Here is an 18,232-nt window from a genome sequence, read left to right on the forward strand (position 1 = left end):
TCCGGAGACTAGCCTTTTTAAATTAAGAATTCTTAAGCTTCGATGATTTCTACCGAAGTCATTTTGTCGCGTCCTTTGAAAGTATCAACAAGATCCATACCTTCAACTACTTTACCGAATACAGTGTGAACTCCATCCAAGTGTGGTTGCGGTGCATAGCAGATGTAGAACTGGCTTCCGCCTGTGTTCTTACCCGCATGTGCCATAGCAAGTGTTCCGCGCTCATGTTTGTTTGGGTTGATTTCGCAGTTGATTGTGTATCCTGGACCACCAGATCCAGTTCCGTTAGGACATCCGCCTTGAGCTACAAAACCAGGGATAACACGGTGGAATGTCAATCCATTGTAGAAACCATCTTTTGCTAGCTTTTCAAAGTTAGCTACAGTGTTTGGTGCATCTTGATCGAACAAGTCAATCAGCACTACGCCGCCATTTTCAAGAGTAATTTTCGCTTGCTTTGCCATATGTAAATGACCCCTTTCAAAATTAACAAATTTAGAATACCTCAATTATATTACTATGAAACTACTCACAAAGCAAAGCAAGCAGGAGTAATTCCTGCTTGCTCTTTATGCCTTACCAGTTTTCCCTACATAACATTAACGGCTGTTACTTAGCAACAGCAGCTTGTTTAGCGATACGCTCAGGAACAATATCGTTGGCAATAAGATCATTATAGCTTTCGCGACGCACTACAAGATCACTGTGTCCGTTCTGAACGAACACTAAAGCCGGACGACGAAGCCGGTTGTAGTTGCTCGCCATGGAGTAATTGTAAGCGCCTGTGCAGGCTACAGCCAACAGATCGCCGCTTTCAGCCTCAGGCAGCTCTACATCCCAGATCAGCATATCTCCGCTCTCGCAGCATTTACCAGCGATGGATACAGTTTCTGTAGCCTCTTCATTCGCACGATTAGCAAGTAATGCCTCATATTTAGATTGGTACAATGCAGGACGTGGATTATCAGTCATCCCACCGTCAACGGCAACGTACTTACGCACGCCTGGGATATCCTTGTTCGTACCTACTGTATAAAGTGTAGTACCTGCATCTCCAACAATACTACGGCCCGGCTCCACCCAAATTTCAGGCAAAGCATTATAGATTCCAGCAAAATGAGTCTTCACGGCATCCGTAATTGCAGTTACATATTCAGAAACATGTAATGGGGTATCCCCCTCAACATAACGAATACCGAAACCTCCACCTAGGTTTACTACACGGAAGTCCACTTCCAAACCTTCTTTAACACTACGAGCAAAACTCGCTACACGTTCAACAGCAAGCTGGAATCCATCCGTTTCAAAAATTTGAGAACCAATATGGGAATGTACGCCAAGCAGCACTAAATTCTTTTTGCTGACTGCCGCTTTAACTGCTTCATAAGCTGATCCATTACCGATATCAAATCCAAATTTGGAATCGGTCTGGCCTGTTGTTATATACTCATGCGTATGAGCTTCGACACCTGGTGTCACACGTAACAAGATGTTAACCTTAACTTCTTTACGTGATGCAATCGACTGCAAAAGATTAAGCTCTACCAGATTATCGACTACAAAGCAGCCGATCCCGGCATCAATCGCCATTTCGATCTCTTCAGAAGTCTTATTGTTGCCATGAAAATGAATGCGTTCTGCAGGAAAGCCAGCTTGCAAAGCAGTATAAAGTTCGCCATCAGATACAACATCAAGCGACAAGCCTTCTTCATCAGCCAAACGAACCATAGCCATTACTGAGAACGCCTTACTTGCGTAAGCTACTTGGAACCCAAGTCCAGAGGATTTAAAAGCATCCATATATTCACGGCAACGTTGTCTCACCAATTGCTCGTCCAATATATATAGCGGGGTTCCATATTCCGCCTTCAATTCAGTTACATCACATCCGCCGATCTCCAAATGCCCAGCATCGTTAATTCGGCTAGTACCGTGTAGAAACATTCTTTAGTCCTCCAATTTCTGTGGAATATCAAGGTTCCACCCTGTCTTTAGTGTATTCAGTATAACAGACAGTGGGAACTCCATTGAATGGACTAATTTGCAGTAGTTTTGTATTTTCCTACGATTGTTAATCATTCTTTTGAGTAGGCGGCACCCTTGTATTGTCTCTAGTTTTGTTGAAAGACGGCCTTGTCTTCGAGCTTAAGACTGGCTTACGCACTAGAATTTCACTCATTGCCTTTGCATTAAAAGGTATAAACGGCCACATATAAGACGAGTTATAGGAGCGGTGAGTAGTTAGGAAAATAGTCAGTAGCGTCGTGCCAATCATAAATCCTGGCACCTGGAATGCCGCTACGGCAATTAGCAACACAAGCCTGACTATTCGATTCGCAAGACCCAGCTCATAACTCGGGGTTGCAAACATACCAATGGAGGCTACAGCCATATACAGAACTACCTCGTTTACAAACAAACCACTCTGAACCGCTATATCGCCAATCAATATAGCTGCAATCAGACCCATCGCTGAACCTAAAGGCGTTGGTGTGTGTACTGCAGCCATCCGCAGTAAATCAACCCCAAGCTCCACAATTAGAAACTGGGCGAGTATTGGAATTCTGGCGGTCTTTTGAGGTCCAATGAAATCCAGCATAGCCGGCTTTAGTTCAGGATGAATGACAAGCAACATCCATAGCGGCAGCAGGAACATGGACGCAAATATACCGATGAAACGGACCCACCGCAAGTACGTTCCCATAAAAGGAGTCTGACGATTCTCCTCTGCATGCTGACAAAGATCAAAAAAAGTAGTCGGAAGAACAATAACAATTGGTGAGGTATCTACAAACAGTATTACCCGTCCCTCCAATAAATTGGAAGCTACGACGTCGGGGCGTTCAGAATAACGCACCATAGGATATGGATTCCATCCACCGCCGATAATCGCCTCCTCTAATTGTTTATCTGCCAGAGGAATACCATCAATATCAATGCTTTTGATTTTGTCGATAACAGACATAACCTGTGTTTTATCAACGATATCATCAATGTAAGCCACGCATACATCTGTTTGTGTCCGTCGTCCAACCCGAAATAGCTCATATTTCAGCCCTGGATCTCGAACCCGTCTTCTGACAAGCGAGATATTGCTCAGTAAAGTCTCTGTAAAACCGTCGCGCGCACCGCGCACCACCCGATCAATCGAAGGCTCGGCTGGACTGCGACTAGGGTAAGAACGAGTATCCATGATGATAACTTTGTTCTCACCTTCGACGAATAGCACGCTCAAGCCTTCAAGTACCTTCTCGATACTTTCACTTAAAGAATTCCCCTCTTCCACCTGGATGTGAGGGACATATTCATTCATAAAGCTAGACAGCACACCCGTAGACAGATTCTCAGAGGTGAGATAGGTCAGACGTTTTAGAATATCATCGGTCACATCTGTGTTGGTAAAACCACTTAAACAGAGTAGAGCTGTCTTATGTCCGCCAAAGGACATCTGTCTGAACGTTACATCAAAGCTTGTGCCCAGTCCCATTACCTCAGTAAGTGTTTGTTTCGTATCTTGCAAGGACATTGGGATTTCATCATTACCTTGCCAGTAAATGACGGATTCTTTTAATGAGTTGGAGTGCTCGCGATCTCGTTTCTTCTGTAGCTTGCTGCTTCCCTTTTTATTGCTGTCTTGTGACTCTTGTTGCGCTTGCTTTTTAGATAGTTTGGACTTTGGCGTCACTTTGGCTTGAGATTCTTCCCCGGACTCTGTTGCGGACTCTGATCCGCCTGCTTGTTGGGTATTCTGATCTTGCGCCTCATCTTCGGATTCCGAGTCTGAATCTAAGCCGAATAACCTGGCAAAAAATCCTTTACTAGGCTCATTCTGTTCCTGATTCCCGAGCTCATCTGACGCCTCTGCATCCTGCTGCCCGGAATCCGGTTGTGCAGCTTCAGCGCTTTGCTCTTCTGCCCCTAGCTCCGTAGATGCTTCTGCATCCTGCTGCCCGGAATCCGGCTGAGCTGATACTTCTGCGCTTTGCTCTTCTGCGCTTTGCTCTTCTGCCCCTAGCTCCGCAGATGCTTCTGCATCCTGTTGCCCGGAATTCGGCTGTGCTGACGCTTCGGTGCTCTGCTCTTCTGCCCCTAGCTCCGCAGGTGCTTCTGCATCCTGTTGCCCGGAATCGGGCTGTGCTGACGCTTCGGTACTCTGCTCTTCTGCCCCTAGCTCCGCAGATGCTTCTGCATCCTGCTGTTCTTGACTCGGATCAGCTGCTGTAGTATTTTCCGCCGGATCTGCGTCTTCACTGGTCATAGAAGCTCCGTTAATCTCGGTATGATCATCAACTAGATCCTCTGCGGTATTCTTCATTGCTGCGGCAGCCGCAGCGTTTTTCTCCTGATGATCCTCTTCTGGCACAGAATCACCGCTGTGAATAAATTTGCTCATTCCATAACCCCCGTTTACTGTCGGTATACAAACCAGTCGAACAAAGAACCCGCGACCTTCCCGCTTACCATCGCCATTAACAGCCCGAACAAATAATGTGTCATGTTCAAGCGTTTAGCGAGTATCGGCAGCACATTTAATACCTCGGTCAATGCTGCAGCGAGCATCCCGACAAAAATCCCGTCAAAAAGTCCTATACCAAGTTCAACTAAAGGACCTGAGGATATTTTCCAATTCCAAAAATCACTTACGGTTCCTAGCAATGATCCAACTACCATCGCACCCTCGTACCAATGTACTTTATCGTAAGAAGAAGTTAATTGAGCCAGACGGGGCACCATGTCGAGAACCACAAATAAAGCGATCACACCACCACCTACAGCGATCCCCCCTGCAATACCCAGCAGCAAATTCAACCCTAGTGTTATAGGTGCCGTCATCTTCCGTCCTCCACGTTCTCTGGTTGATTTTCTCCACGGCGCCTCATTTTGCTATACTCCTCATTAATGACGTATTGGTCGATATTTTTCTGATACAGGTACATTTCCACTTCTAGCGGTGTAGGCTCTTCATTCCACTTTTTCTTAAATAAATGGTTGAAAAAAATGACCATCCCAAAGCCGATTCCTACAGAATACGCAATCTGAAATACAACCGGATGCTCATCCCGATGACCGGTAATCATCTCCACGATTCGGATTTGAACCTCCTGCATGTTTACATCCGCATGGAAATTCATGATGGTCAGCGCAGACCCAAAGAACAGCAGCAGCCACACTAAGACAAACATCGCTACTGAAGGCTTCCGCCTCTCCACTGGACCTTCAATCTGAACAATCGTTCTCCCTTCGCCGATCGGCTCAATGTCCGCTTCCGGCAAAAGCTCATAAATGCGGGGAATAACCATCAGAAGATCAATCAAAATCAGATTGCCGTCACTTTGCTCTGGCTTCATTAGCAGAATAGATTCCAGCGACTCTTTCAGCTCTGGCTCCGCGATCAAAAATGCAATATCACCCAATGTGACACCTTTACCTTTGGGCACCGTCACCCGGTTCTTAAGCTGTATATAGATGGCGGGAGCAGAATGTTGTTTCATCCGCATTCCTCCTAAAGGTTGTGGTCAAGTAGCTCCGGTGCAAGATAACGGTAGTATGGGAGTAAAGCCTTATTTTTACTCTTGTAGCTCTGAATCAATTTCCAAAGAAGCTGAAATGTTGAATTTTTATTGGTATCGGGAATGCTTACCCCACCTTACAATCTTGTTATAAAAGAGAAAGGGAGGAGTTTTATGTAAACGGATACAAACATCGCTAAACTAAGGGCGCCTGTTGTTAAAATCCTAATCCGGAGGTTATGATCATGAACAAACAGAACTCAAAAACTACGTTCAAATTGTTCTTTTACCTGTCTCTCGTGTTTAGTATGTGTTTCAACTTTGGGAATAACAAACCAGCGGAAGCTGCTACGACTTTTGCAAAAGGGGCTGATGTAGGCTGGCTATCGGAGATGGAGTACTATAATTGGTCTTTTTACAATGATAACGGTGTGAAACAAGACCTACTGCAAATCCTCAAAGATCACGGAATGAACTCCATTAGACTACGGGTCTGGGTTAACCCTTCCATTAATTTCTCTAACAAAGCCGATGTTGTGAAACAGGCCGTTCGGGCCAAGAACATGGGTTTCCGAATCATGATTGACTTTCATTACAGTGATACATGGGCAGATCCCGGCAATCAGAAGAAACCTGCTGCCTGGACCAGCAAGAACTTTACAGCTCTAAAGACAGCGGTATATGACCACACGTATGATGTTATGAATACACTCAAAGCTAGCGGTGTTACGCCGGAATGGGTACAGGTAGGGAACGAGACGAATAATGGAATGCTTTGGGAGGATGGAAAAGCTTCTGTAAGTATGAGTAATTTTGCCGCGTTGATCAATTCAGGATATAGTGCAGTAAAAGCGGTCAGTAGTAGTTCAAAAGTCATCGTCCACCTCTCTAACGGCTACGACAATTCCTTATTCCGCTGGATGTTTGACGGTCTGAAGTCTAACGGTGCCAACTATGATGTGATCGGCATGTCACTATATCCCACTACAAGCAACTGGTCTACACTGAACGCTCAGACATTAACGAATATGAATGATATGGTTGCCCGGTATGGTAAAGAGGTGATCATTTCAGAGGTCGGCATGGACGTTAGTGCTCCAACAACGGCGAAAGCTTTTCTTACCGACATCATTAGCAAAACAAAATCGGTAAGTGGCGGCAAAGGGCTTGGCGTGTTCTATTGGGAACCGGAGAGTTACGGTACATGGTACGCTTACACAAAAGGTGCCTTTGATTCTTCTGGTAAGCCTACGGTGGCTTTAGATGCCTTTTTGAATTAAAAAAGAAGACAGCCACGGTGCTTAACCATTGGCTGTCTTCTTTTCTAATAATCTTTAGAAATGGAGCGAATCCAGTTTCTTGCCTTCAAAATCAAACAGGGCTAAATTGGACCAACCATTCTCATGCCCAACAGACCATTCCTTTTGCGAAGGAATCCAAGCAGGCTCCCAGTAATAAAAGCCGATTCCTTTTCCGTCAGGTGTATTCTCAATTACGTTTATGAAATCCTTCATATACTTAGTTTGACCCTCTACTGTGGCTGGATAACCTTCATGGAGCTGGGCTTCCTCATTCACAATTACTGGAAATCCTTCAGGTGCATTCAGTGTCCATGGATAGGCTGTTTCCACCACAATGATATCCTTGTTATAACGCAGCGCTAATTCGTTCAGGTTAAGCTGTAAGTCGTCCAAAGTACCATGCCACCAAGAGTAGAATGATAATCCGATAACATCATAATTTACACCATGTTCTAAGAAACGATCAAAAAAATTACGGCTCGCCGGATGATCAGCACCCCGGTCAATATGGATCATGATGGACAAGTCAGAATCGACGGATTTCGCACCCGCTATACCTGCTTTAACTAGCGTAGTGAACTGCTCCCACTGCTCCGGAGTATCACAATCTCCATCAACCTTGCCTTCTCCCCATAACATGCCTGGCGTAATTTCATTACCGATCTGCACCATATCGGGCAGTGTGCCTTGGGACTGTAAAGCTTCAAGGGTCTCGCGTGTATACTCATACACGGCGGATGTCAAACCACTGAAGTCAAGTGCCTCCCAAGCTTTTGGCTTCCATTGGTTAGCTGGATCCGCCCATTTATCTGAATAATGAAAATCCAGTAGAAAATCCAGCCCTGCTTCTTTGATCCGCTTTGCCATAACCAGCGTCCGTTCCAAATTGCAAAAGACACCTGGAGGGTCATTCCAAATCCGCAGCCGTATGGCATTTACTCCATTGTCCTTAAGGATGTGGAGTAAATCCTCACCTTCCTCAGCAGTCTGAACAGAGCGACTATGGAATTTGCCTCCACCCTGCTCTATTTCATCCAAAAACGAGATGTCCATTCCATTGATAAATGTCGTTATCATCATCCCTACTCCTTTACAGAACCAAGTGTCATTCCTTTAACAAAATACTTCTGCAAGAATGGATATACGATTAGAATAGGAGCAGCCCCGATAAAGATTTGCGCGGCTCTAACCGTTGTCTGCGAGATTAATTCCATCTCCTTCGGATTAATGCTCATGGAGCTCATATCCCGTTGAATGATAACGGTCTGCAGAAAGGTCGCCAGCGGAAACTGCTTGGAATTGTTCAAGTACAATAGTCCATCGAACCAGGAGTTCCAGTGGAACACCATACTAAACAGTGCAATCGTCGCAATCGATGGTAATGAAATCGGTAAGTAAATGCTGAACAAGGTACGGAAATGTCCTGCGCCGTCAATTAGCGAAGCTTCCTCCAAATCTTTAGGAATACCGCGGAAGAAGTTCAGCATGAGAATTACCAAGAATGTATTCACCGCACCTGGCAGAACGAGTACCCAGAAGGAATCCATTAAGCCAATCTTTTGAATAACAATATAGAATGGAATCAGACCACCATTAAACACCATGCTGAACACGAACAACCAGGAATAAACATTCCGGCCTTTGAAGGCTGAGTTTTCCTTAGATAGCGGATAAGCTGCCAGAAAAGTAATCAGAAGCGTAAGTCCGGTTCCGAGTACAGTTCTTTGTACGGATACCCATATAGAGTGTAGGAATATCGGATTATTCATTGTCTTTTTATAAGCTTCCAGAGAGAACTGCTTTGGCCACAAGCCCACCAGATTGGCATCAGCCGCAGACTTGGCACTGAAAGATACAGCTAATACGTGAATCAGAGGAACAATACACATGAGTGCGAGTATGATCAGAAAACAAGTATTGAATATGTTGAAAATACGATAACCTCTAGTTTTGTAATACATAGGTCTCCCTCTTCCATTGGTAGTTTAGAAAATGCGATATCCTGCCCATTTTTTAGCCAGACTGTATGATACAAGGATTAGGACCATACTAATGGCTGACTTGAACAGTCCGATTGCTGTACCAAAGCCCATCTCACCATTCAGAATAGCTGTCCGGTATACGAAGGTGTCGATAATATCGCCTTTCTGATAGACCAGCGGATTGTAGAGGTTAAAGATCTGGTCAAACCCTGCATTCAATACATTTCCGAGAGCCAGAGTACCTACCACAACAACCATTGGCAGTAGAGAAGGCATTGTGATAAAACGTGTCTGTTTCCAGCGGGTTGCACCATCTATTTCAGCAGCTTCATATAATGAAGGGTTAATTCCTGCTAGAGCAGCCAGGAAGACGATCGTGTTATAACCAAATTCCTTCCATACATCTGTGAGAATGACCGTGAACCTGAACCAGTTATTATCTCCTAAGAAAAAGATGGGTTTAATCCCCATACTCCCGAGGATCTGATTGACGAAGCCATCTGTTGCAAGCAAATCTAGCAAGATCCCGCCAAGGATGACCCAAGACAAGAAGTGAGGTAAATAAACCAATGTCTGAATTGTACGCTGTATATAAACCTTGCGAATCTCATTCAAAAGAATGGCGAAAACAAATGGCACAGCCAGATTGAAGATCATCTTCAGAACGGCAATAATCAATGTGTTCCAAATGACCTGCATGCTGTCATTACGTTCAAATAGATAGCGGAAATTATCTAATCCAACCCACGCTGATCCCGAAATTTTTAGCCATGGCTTATAATCTTGAAACGCCATCACAATTCCGCCCATCGGTATAAAACTGAAGATGATCAGGAATATCATCGCCGGCAGCAACATTAAGTGAAATGGCCATGTTTTTTTAAGTGTTCTCATCCTTGGTCCCCCATATCGTGTCAAGTTCTTCTGTAACCATACTCAAATTATAGCAACGACAGGATTCCCCAAATAGCGAGCAAAACCAATATATATGGTACAAAACCAATCTCTTTACCGTATAGAAACAGAAGCAAATTTATACAAATTCGGATAACCGCTAACGCAAAAACAGACCGTTCCCACAGCTAAATATACAGCTGAGGAAACAGTCCCTAATTGTGCTACTTATACCCTTCACAGAGCATTATTTTACGCTGTCATACCATTCATTTACTTCTTTAGTGATTTGGTCGCCGCCGCCTGATTTCCAGGTCGCTACGAAGGTATCGAAAGCTTCTAGTGGCTTGTTGCCATAGATGATCTCATTAAACGTTTGGTTCTCGATTTTGTTCAGATAATCCATCTTCGATTTCATAGTTTCAGTAGTAGGACCAGTGAACATATTTTTGAAGGATTTATCCTCTTGTGCCAGCAGAACCTTTGCAGCTGCAGGGGTATCCTTACCATAGTTCACAGCTACATCCTTCTCCAAACGAGTGGTTGGTTCAGCACCATCCGCAAGATTAAGAAGGGCTTTCATTTGGGCATCCGGAATCCGGGCACCGTCACGAACCAGCATATAACGAACGCTGTTCACATAACCACCAGCAATTTTATCATTTTCAATCATCTTACCGTTTGCATCTAGTTCATAGTCATATCCTGCGAAGAGGCCATTATCCAGCTCGCTACCAGGCTTAGGATCAGCGAAGTTATCGAACAGATAGTTTTGATAGGTGAAGAATGCTTCTGGATTTTTCATCTTAGTGCTAATCAGAGTTACACCGTTGGTGAACTGTGTTCCATGACGCATAACTTTACCATCTGGTCCCGCTGGAATTTCAATTGGAGCCCATACAGCATCCGGAGCATTCTTCACAGTATCTTGAAGCGGCCAACCGCTCATCCAGTAAGGTCCTGGGAGAATACCTGCTGTACCCGCCACTGCCGGCTCAGCTGTTTTGTTCTCATCCCAAAGCGCTGCTTCTTGAGGAATGTAACCTTTTGCGAGCCATTCCTTCATTTTTTCCAGCCCTTGCTTCATACCTGCATTTACAGAGCCGTATTCCAATTTACCATCAGCATCAAGATTCCATTGCTGCGGAAGCGTTCCATAAGCACCGAAGATCCAGGAAGGATCGCCCATCCAAGTGTTCATCGATGTCTTAAAGCCGATACTAAGCGGAGTTACCTTGTCTGGTGCCAAGCCATCAGGGTTCTGATTCTTGAATGCATCCATAACTTTTTCTAGCTCATCTATCGTTTTAGGTGCTTGCATATTTAGCTTGTCCAGCCAATCTTGGCGGATCCAAAGAATGTAATCATGGTTGTACGCGTAATCGAGAACAGGCAGACCCATTCTTTTGCCATCACGGCTGTATTGGTTCCATACGTTCGGATCCTGTGCCATGGCTTCTTTCCAAGTAGCTGAAGCGTATTTATCAAACAGTGTTCCCACTTCAGCATACATACCGGAATCGATCAAATCCTGAGCAATCGTGCTATCACCCGTACCGATCGTTACAACATCGGGCATTTCCTGACCAGATGACATCGACAGGCGCAGTTTGGTTCCAAAAGCACCATTCGTATCTGTAATGGACCAAAGTGATTTAATATTGATGCCGAACTTTTCTTTTGTCCACTTCGTAGCTACGTTATTCTCAATGCTTTCCCCGTTCTTGAATTTAAGCTCAGGGTCAACACCCCATACCGTAGTAATGGTTACCTCAGGATCATATTTATCCTTGTAGGCGTTTTCAGAATCAGATGTTGTATTGGTAGTCGTATCACCGGCTGTATTCTTTCCATCAGCAGCATTATTGCCTGAACAACCTGCGAGACTCCCTACTAAAAGCATACTCATACACAGGAGCGGCAGCCATTTTTTTCTCTTCATCGCGCTCATTTTGTTCCCCCTTAGATTCCTTAAGTGTTGGTTATGACTTAATTATAGGGAACAGAAATGATGTCGAATACGTCATTTAAACAAGGTTTCTGCACCTTTCTCAACCTCTCTATCCGTCACGAAACTCATTTGGTGTCATATTGTAATGCTTTTTGAACATTTTGCTGAAATATTGCGGATTCTGATATCCGAGTTCGGTAGTGATTTCGTAGATTTTTTTATTCGTATTCTTAAGTAAATAAAGTGCACGTTCCATCCGCATGCGGATAATATAGTCTCCGAGCCCTTCCCCTGTCTCTGCCTTATATATTTTAGATAAGTATACGGGGTGCAGATACACATGATCCGCTATCGTCTTGACCGACAGATCATGCCCAGAATGGTTCCCTACCAGCTCATGTACCTGCTTAATAATGTAACTTTTCGTGTTCTGATCACTTTCTGAGAGTTCCTTCTGCAGCTTGTTTAGCATATCAAACGCCCAGTCCTTCAGTTTGTCAAAAGAAACAATGATGCTCTGAGTCAACATCGGATCGAACGCATATTGGTCGATTTGTGAGATGAACTGCCCCCCTTTGTGAGCAATGTACATGAATGCATTAGTAATGGACAGAAAGACTTCATACAGATGCTCACTTGAAAAGCGTGCATTCTCCATATCTCGGAACACATCAGCTATCTTCTGGCGGGCTGTATCCCATTGCTTAGATTCCAGCAAATGAATGAGCGTTGGCGGACGATAAAGGCTTTCGAGTGATTTGATGCTCATCATCTCCTGAAGATGACGATCCCCCAGATAAAGTACCGATCCTGTTTCATTATGTGTTGTCAAATACATTGAACTTAAGCCACTTCGATAGGCAGCCGTCATCCCTTCGGGAAAAGCAAACCACTCCGTTACGATAAGCGATATCTCACCCTTCAGGTAGTTACTCACACTAATTCTGAAGTTAGCAATCGCTGACTTAAGGATCTGTTGTCTCGCAGCATCGTAATTATTCGACTTCTCTAACTCTCGCTGGATGACTGGCTTCAGTTCCACAAGCAAAATTAAACAATCATGGGGTGCTTTGCAAAACCAGACATGGAACTGCTCCTTAAAGAGCTCTTCGGCAATATTGCCGATGGCATATTCCATTAGGGAAACCGAATGATGATCCATTGCGGCGTAATGTTTACCCAGCTGAATCAATAACATCGCCGCTTCAACATCTGATTCGAAAGAGATTTCATATTCCTTAAGCTTTAATGCAAGTGTCCGCTCAGAGAGCACTCTTCCAAGTAGTAATTCATGCATCAAGTTGGCCCGTAAAACACTGTAATCGGCTTTGCGATTATAGAGTAGCAAATGATATTTATCATGTGCCTCCCATTCGTCTTTTAGAGACTCAATCGCTCCGGAGATACTATTGATAAATTCCTCATCACTTACTGGCTTCAAAATATAATCAAAAGCCTGTAGCTGAATCGCCTTCTTAGCGTACTGAAAATCAGAAAAACCTGTCAGCAGAATCGACCGGATATCCGGCCATCTCTCGCTCACCGTTTCAATTAATTGCAAACCGGACATTCCAGGCATTGAAATATCAGTAACCATGATATCTATGTCCTGCTGTTCCAATATTTCCAGAGCCTCGGCACCCGATGCCGCCTGATGCACTTGCTTTACGCCAATCTCGTCCCACGGAATCGTGCGGGCCAGACTTTCTGTTACATAAGGCTCATCATCGACTAACAATATCTCTATCATCATATACCCTCCTAGATGTCATCCATATTATTGTCAGTTAGCGGTAACAACCACTGAAGTTTAACCTGCAATCCTCCGAGTGATGATGGTGCAATCGTCAATCCTGCATCCTCACCAAAACGCAGCCGCATTCTCTGATGCACATTCCAAAGCCCGCAGCCCATTTCTTCATCCATCGCTTTGCCTAGCTTATTTTCCAATACGATAATTTCCTCCGGGGTCATGCCTTTTCCGTCATCCTCAACCGTTAATGTCATAACTCTTCCGTTGCATGTGCCCGTAATTCGCACCAGCCCCTCTTTAGAGACAGGTTCAATCCCATGGATAACCGCATTCTCGACCAAAGGCTGAAGAACCAACGGAGGAAGATCTCTTTTCCGCATTTGCGGCGGGATATGAACTTCATATTGAAGTCTGCTCATCCTCATTTTTTGGATCTCCAGATAGTGAGTCACAAATTCCGTTTCTTCAGATAAAGCGACAAGATCGCGTTCTTGGCGGGTCGTATATCTGTAATACCGGGATAAATTATGCGACATACCGACGACAGCACCCATATTATCGAGCTTCGCCATACTCGTAATAAATGAGAAACAATTATAAAAGAAATGCGGATTGATCTGGGATTGAAGCTGCTTTAATCTAGCTTCTCGGACATGGATCTTTTCCATTAACACATTCTCAATCAGCTTCTGAATCTGTTCCACCATGCTATTAAACCTTCCGGACAGGAAGCTGAACTCATTCTTACCTTTGATCTCCACCCGAGCAGAGTAGTCTCCTTGCTTCAATCTCTGGAAGCCTCCAACCAATAATCTAACGGGCACCTGCACCTGAACATATAGTAGATAGGCTACGAGACAGCTCATTAATAACAATGCACCAATAGCAAAATAAAATAAGCGATTGGAGGTTTGGATCGGATGTAGTATTTCTGACAGCGGCATATAGTCGATCAAATACCAGCCCATTTTATCCGAATAGACTATGTTTACACTGTAGGACTCACCATTAATGTTCACTGTACGATTTTCACTTTGCTTCAGCTGCTCTTGCTCCAGCCTTTTTACCAATTCATTAGCTAGCAGCTTGTCAGCACTACGGTTAAAGATAAGTCCAGTACCCTGTTTATAATAAAAAGGATCTCTCCTGCCATCACTTTTGAATTTATCCAGCATATCTTCAATGTTTCGGCTGTCAAACTCCACTTTCATAATCGTATTGACCTTTTCAGGAGTGAACTCTGACATGAAGGGGGTAAAAGAAAACCAAGAGAACACAAAATGGTCGCCATCTTGCTCAACGATCTTTTCTACATGCCAGCCTGACTTAACTTCCCGCTTCAAATCCTCATCCGAATACGGTATAGCATCATTCTCTGACACCATTCGGTGGATGGACGGTGAATAGAGGTACAACTTACTCTTCCAGTTGGAGGAGCTTTCCTGAATACTGATTTTGGTCTGAATCCGCTTAATCAGGTTAATCGCATCCAGGTTCAAATGTGTTCCCTTCAAATAAGTATCCTTCAAGCTCAAAATATCAGGATCATGAATGAGCAGGATCGGCCAGGAGGACAACAGCTCCATATTACTCTCTACTTGATTCTGAAAAAAACTGAGCTGATTGCTGTTCGAAGTATTTAACTCCGTACGTAGCACATCCGTGGTCGTCTTATTGGAATAGAAATAGAGGATCGTAATAGGAATCAGCATGATGACCATGATACTTACGATTTTGGTAAATAAATTATATCTATACACTTTCCTTCACACTCCGACTCAAATGTCATAGCCTCTATTGTACAAATAATCTTCATTAACGCATAGATAATTTCTGCCTGCAAAATGAGGTAGACAGGTGATAGCTTGTTCAAGCACTGTTATCGTCTTCTCTATTGTAAAGGCTTAAATTATTGCGCTATATGCTACGTACGAAACATTTCTGCAGTTTTTGCAGTCTAATGTATTGTAGAGACATACAAAAAGGGATGATCCGAAAGCCGCTAGGCATTCCAGTCATCCCTTTATACTTTATTTAGTTCAATCTATACAATCAGAGTCTGTTCAGAGCGTTTGTGCTTTAGATTGTTGACTCGATATGAAGAATAAAGCGGTCCAGATCAACGCGAACCCGATAATTTGCGGTAGCGTGACGAGCTGCTGGAATACGATCCAGTTAATGATTACTCCCGTCATAGGAAAGCTTAGTTCAGCCAATGTAGCGAAGGAAGCTTTAGTAGTGCTTAGTCCTTTGTAATACATCAGCATACTGAGTAGTCCTGGCAGCAGAGCCTGCAGCAACAAATTAATGGCTATGGCAGCAGATGCACCAAACCCACCATTAATCTGCCAAGGAGCACCTTCTAATGTGGTGATAACGAAAAGCAACGGCAGCGCCAATATAAATCTTAGGGAAGTCACTGTCTCATATTTCATAGACCCAAGCAGATAACGTCCCATTACTGTTGAGCCACCCCACAATGCGGCCGCTCCTAAGGCCATCAGACTGCTAACACCGATAAAGTTGTTCACATGTCCGAATGGAATACTCCAGCCAAAGGTCAGGAGATAGGTTCCTACCAGTGCCACAATAATGAGGATTCCGAAATTTTTAGGCAGACGTTCTTTAAGAATTAAGGCTGCAAGACCGATAGCGAATATCGGCTGAAGCTTTTGTAGCAACAGCACAGCATTTAAATCCCCACTGGAGAGTGCCATCGTAAATAGAATTGTCGCCCCGGCAGAACCTCCCCAGGAAACAATTAGCAAAGCTCCAATCTGGCGAAATCCAATACCTTTTAGCTCCGCCCGGTGACGCCAAAGAACAGGGGAAGCAGCCAAGAAAAGCACCACATGCTCCAAAAGAACAATTTGCGATGAGGTCAAAGATTTTAAGAGGATAATACGAAAGAGCGGATCAACGCCCCATAGTGCTGCACCGAACACAACGAGCCAAAACCCACTGCGTAACGGCGACGTGCTGCTTACCTTATTAGCTGATGATGAAGCTGTTACATTACTCATAATTCCATTCTCCTTGTCGATACAAACCCTCGATAAGAGACCAAAAACCCCCGAATCACCATAAAAGGTCGACTCGGGGGCATTATCAATAAAGACGTACAGGATAGACTCCTAGCGCCTTTATCTTATGATCCTCTCCCATCCGGACTTTACCGTCGGCTCTGGATTCACACCAGATCAGTCACTTCTCTGCAAGCAGAACAAGTGAGTCGCGGGCTCAGTTCGCTTTGAACATTACCGCCGGTTGGGAATTTCACCCTACCCCGAGAATCTTGTATTCCGTTGTTTTTTTCACAATCTCAGAATAAACCTCTTCTTGCCATTCGTCCAGTACTTTATGAAAATATACATAAAATTTTCATGTATCACAGCTTTTCTTACATATTTTATTCGTTATTGTTCTACTGTCCCATCCCAAAAAATCTGTATAATGAAATTATGTTTATTTTTCCATAGTTTAGTAATTTTTCTAAGGAGGTTGTTATGAAAGAATCATTTTGGATGAAGGAGTCATTCTGGACGAAGTTATTGTTCTCCTTTTTTGCTGTCGGAGTCATAGCTTTTTTAGGATTCATAGGTTCCATAATTACCGCGCTTTTCGGGGGACTAATGTTTTATACTCCACTTGTGGCGATTTTATCTGTTGTGATAGCTATTTATGTTGTACTCCTTATATTTAATGTGTTGTCCCGAAAAACAAGCAATATTATATTGCTATCCATCCTCGGACTTAGTGTGCTCGTAACCGCAGGATATGAGATCAAACAAGCATATATCAACAGCATTGCCACGGTCGATGATCGGGAAGTTAATTTGGTACAATACGAACCTTTTGCTGAGAATACCAAAGCAGTGAATTTGGATAAACCTTCTTCATATCATATCGATAACAACTTACCAAAATTGGATGGCGCTACCGCACTATACCCACTGTATTCAGCTTTCGTGCAATCTGCTTATCCTGCGGCAAGTTATAATCCATATGATTTTCAAACAAGTCAAGTGATTTGCAGTAGCACACCGGAAGCTTACAAAAGACTAATCGAAGGTGAAACTGATATTATCTTTGTCGCTGCTCCTTCTCTTGCCCAACAGAAACATGCGAAGCGAAAAGGCGTCGAGCTGAAGCTCACACCCATCGGCCGCGAGGCTTTCGTATTTTTTGTGAATAAACGAAACGAAGTAACTGGACTTTCCACCGCCCAGCTTAAAGATATCTACGCAGGCAAGATCACCAATTGGAAAGATGTAGGCGGAGCTAATAACCGTATTCGCGCTTTTCAACGCCCAGAGGATAGTGGGAGCCAGACGATGCTGCAAAAGTTTATGGGAGACACTACACTCATGACACCTCCTAAGGAAGACGTGGCGGATATTATGAGCGGAATTATTAAACAAACCTCCAGTTATCGCAATTATAAAAATGCACTCGGGTACAGCTTCTTATTTTACGCCTCAGAAATGAATCAAAGTGGGGAAATTGCACTACTCGCCATCGATGGTGTTAAGCCCGACAAAGAGAGTATTCGCAGTGGACAGTACCCTTTGGCTACAGAATTTTATGCTGTGACTGCTGGAAGTGACAACCCCAATATTCAGCCCTTTCTAGATTGGATGCAATCTGCTCAAGGTCAGGAATTGGTAGAAAAAACGGGTTATACTTCTTTGCAATAAAATGTTGTTAGGGAAAGAGAGCTAACCCAAATGTTTGGGAAAGCTCTCTTCTCGCTTTTTATACCGAAATTTTTCCTTTTTCACTCTAAAAGAGCGCAACTTTTGGAAACTATTGTCGTTTAAGATTTATATAAGCCGAAACTG

General features: G+C 43.8%; 14 protein-coding genes and 1 riboswitch. Of the genes, 2 read left to right on the forward strand and 12 right to left on the reverse strand.

Going from position 1 to position 18,232, the window contains the following annotated elements:
• Positions 1 to 32 precede the first annotated feature (32 nt).
• From MKY19_RS21335 to MKY19_RS21355, 5 genes are all read right to left on the reverse strand, one after another.
• Positions 33 to 464 (reverse strand): peptidylprolyl isomerase, encoded by a 432-nt coding sequence (locus tag MKY19_RS21335; protein WP_042190291.1) that lies wholly within the window; start codon positions 462 to 464, stop codon positions 33 to 35.
• A 145-nt stretch (positions 465 to 609) separates the two neighbouring features.
• Positions 610 to 1,944, reverse strand: coding sequence for a diaminopimelate decarboxylase (gene lysA / locus MKY19_RS21340; RefSeq protein WP_076284538.1), 1,335 nt, complete (start codon positions 1,942 to 1,944; stop codon positions 610 to 612).
• A 127-nt stretch (positions 1,945 to 2,071) separates the two neighbouring features.
• Positions 2,072 to 3,685: a spore germination protein gene (locus MKY19_RS21345; RefSeq protein WP_339271738.1), complete on the reverse strand. Its 1,614-nt coding sequence runs from the start codon at positions 3,683 to 3,685 to the stop codon at positions 2,072 to 2,074.
• A 722-nt stretch (positions 3,686 to 4,407) separates the two neighbouring features.
• A complete protein-coding gene (locus tag MKY19_RS21350; RefSeq protein ID WP_076284537.1) occupies positions 4,408 to 4,833 on the reverse strand; it encodes a stage V sporulation protein AB in 426 nt (141 codons plus the stop codon).
• The gene (locus MKY19_RS21355; RefSeq protein WP_339266226.1) at positions 4,830 to 5,492 is read right to left on the reverse strand and encodes a stage V sporulation protein AA; all 663 of its coding nucleotides are present in this window, start codon (positions 5,490 to 5,492) and stop codon (positions 4,830 to 4,832) included. The genes MKY19_RS21350 and MKY19_RS21355 overlap by 4 nt, the downstream gene beginning before the upstream one ends.
• A 263-nt stretch (positions 5,493 to 5,755) precedes the next feature.
• Between MKY19_RS21355 and MKY19_RS21360 the strand changes: the two genes are divergently transcribed.
• Complete coding sequence (locus tag MKY19_RS21360) at positions 5,756 to 6,790, forward strand: glycosyl hydrolase 53 family protein (RefSeq protein WP_339266227.1); 1,035 nt, start codon at positions 5,756 to 5,758, stop codon at positions 6,788 to 6,790.
• Between the two features lie 54 nt (positions 6,791 to 6,844).
• Here MKY19_RS21360 and MKY19_RS21365 read toward each other — a convergent pair whose 3' ends face one another.
• The 7 genes from MKY19_RS21365 to MKY19_RS21395 all read right to left on the reverse strand — a co-directional run bounded on the left by MKY19_RS21365 (position 6,845) and on the right by MKY19_RS21395 (position 16,414).
• On the reverse strand, positions 6,845 to 7,891 hold the full coding sequence (locus tag MKY19_RS21365; protein WP_339266228.1) for an arabinogalactan endo-1,4-beta-galactosidase: 1,047 nt from the start codon (positions 7,889 to 7,891) through the stop codon (positions 6,845 to 6,847).
• A gap of 2 nt (positions 7,892 to 7,893) precedes the next feature.
• Positions 7,894 to 8,772 (reverse strand): carbohydrate ABC transporter permease, encoded by an 879-nt coding sequence (locus tag MKY19_RS21370; protein WP_042190304.1) that lies wholly within the window; start codon positions 8,770 to 8,772, stop codon positions 7,894 to 7,896.
• 24 nt (positions 8,773 to 8,796) lie between these two features.
• Positions 8,797 to 9,687, reverse strand: a complete 891-nt coding sequence (locus MKY19_RS21375) for an ABC transporter permease subunit (RefSeq protein ID WP_042129685.1) — start codon at positions 9,685 to 9,687, stop codon at positions 8,797 to 8,799.
• A 247-nt stretch (positions 9,688 to 9,934) separates the two neighbouring features.
• Complete coding sequence (locus MKY19_RS21380; RefSeq protein WP_339797512.1) at positions 9,935 to 11,638, reverse strand: sugar ABC transporter; 1,704 nt, start codon at positions 11,636 to 11,638, stop codon at positions 9,935 to 9,937.
• Between the two features lie 109 nt (positions 11,639 to 11,747).
• Entirely contained in the window at positions 11,748 to 13,388 is a 1,641-nt protein-coding gene (locus MKY19_RS21385; RefSeq protein WP_042190308.1) for a response regulator, read from the reverse strand.
• Positions 13,389 to 13,399: 11 nt separating this feature from the next.
• A complete protein-coding gene (locus MKY19_RS21390; protein WP_339797514.1) occupies positions 13,400 to 15,151 on the reverse strand; it encodes a histidine kinase in 1,752 nt (583 codons plus the stop codon).
• A gap of 303 nt (positions 15,152 to 15,454) precedes the next feature.
• Complete coding sequence (locus tag MKY19_RS21395) at positions 15,455 to 16,414, reverse strand: DMT family transporter (protein WP_076299551.1); 960 nt, start codon at positions 16,412 to 16,414, stop codon at positions 15,455 to 15,457.
• A 126-nt stretch (positions 16,415 to 16,540) separates the two neighbouring features.
• A riboswitch (FMN riboswitch) is annotated at positions 16,541 to 16,689 on the reverse strand.
• A gap of 208 nt (positions 16,690 to 16,897) precedes the next feature.
• On the opposite strand from MKY19_RS21395, the gene MKY19_RS21400 reads away from it, so the two are divergent.
• Positions 16,898 to 18,088 carry a substrate-binding domain-containing protein gene (locus MKY19_RS21400; RefSeq protein WP_339266235.1) on the forward strand — a complete coding sequence of 397 codons (1,191 nt, stop codon included), beginning with the start codon at positions 16,898 to 16,900 and terminating at the stop codon, positions 18,086 to 18,088.
• Positions 18,089 to 18,232: the final 144 nt, after the last annotated feature.

The sequence above is a fragment of the Paenibacillus sp. FSL R5-0744 genome (assembly GCF_037972555.1).
GTDB lineage: Bacteria > Bacillota > Bacilli > Paenibacillales > Paenibacillaceae > Paenibacillus_AQ.

Bases quoted from the DNA above. Each gene is read 5' to 3' on its own strand.
- MKY19_RS21335 (WP_042190291.1), bottom strand. From the start codon at position 464: ATGGCAAAGCAAGCGAAAATTACTCTTGAAAATGGCGGCGTAGTGCTG.
- lysA (WP_076284538.1), bottom strand. From the start codon at position 1,944: ATGTTTCTACACGGTACTAGCCGAATTAACGATGCTGGGCATTTGGAG.
- MKY19_RS21350 (WP_076284537.1), bottom strand. From the start codon at position 4,833: ATGACGGCACCTATAACACTAGGGTTGAATTTGCTGCTGGGTATTGCA.
- MKY19_RS21355 (WP_339266226.1), bottom strand. From the start codon at position 5,492: ATGAAACAACATTCTGCTCCCGCCATCTATATACAGCTTAAGAACCGG.
- MKY19_RS21360 (WP_339266227.1), top strand. From the start codon at position 5,756: ATGAACAAACAGAACTCAAAAACTACGTTCAAATTGTTCTTTTACCTG.
- MKY19_RS21365 (WP_339266228.1), bottom strand. From the start codon at position 7,891: ATGATGATAACGACATTTATCAATGGAATGGACATCTCGTTTTTGGAT.
- MKY19_RS21370 (WP_042190304.1), bottom strand. From the start codon at position 8,772: ATGTATTACAAAACTAGAGGTTATCGTATTTTCAACATATTCAATACT.
- MKY19_RS21375 (WP_042129685.1), bottom strand. From the start codon at position 9,687: ATGAGAACACTTAAAAAAACATGGCCATTTCACTTAATGTTGCTGCCG.
- MKY19_RS21380 (WP_339797512.1), bottom strand. From the start codon at position 11,638: ATGAGCGCGATGAAGAGAAAAAAATGGCTGCCGCTCCTGTGTATGAGT.
- MKY19_RS21385 (WP_042190308.1), bottom strand. From the start codon at position 13,388: ATGATAGAGATATTGTTAGTCGATGATGAGCCTTATGTAACAGAAAGT.
- MKY19_RS21395 (WP_076299551.1), bottom strand. From the start codon at position 16,414: ATGAGTAATGTAACAGCTTCATCATCAGCTAATAAGGTAAGCAGCACG.
- MKY19_RS21400 (WP_339266235.1), top strand. From the start codon at position 16,898: ATGAAAGAATCATTTTGGATGAAGGAGTCATTCTGGACGAAGTTATTG.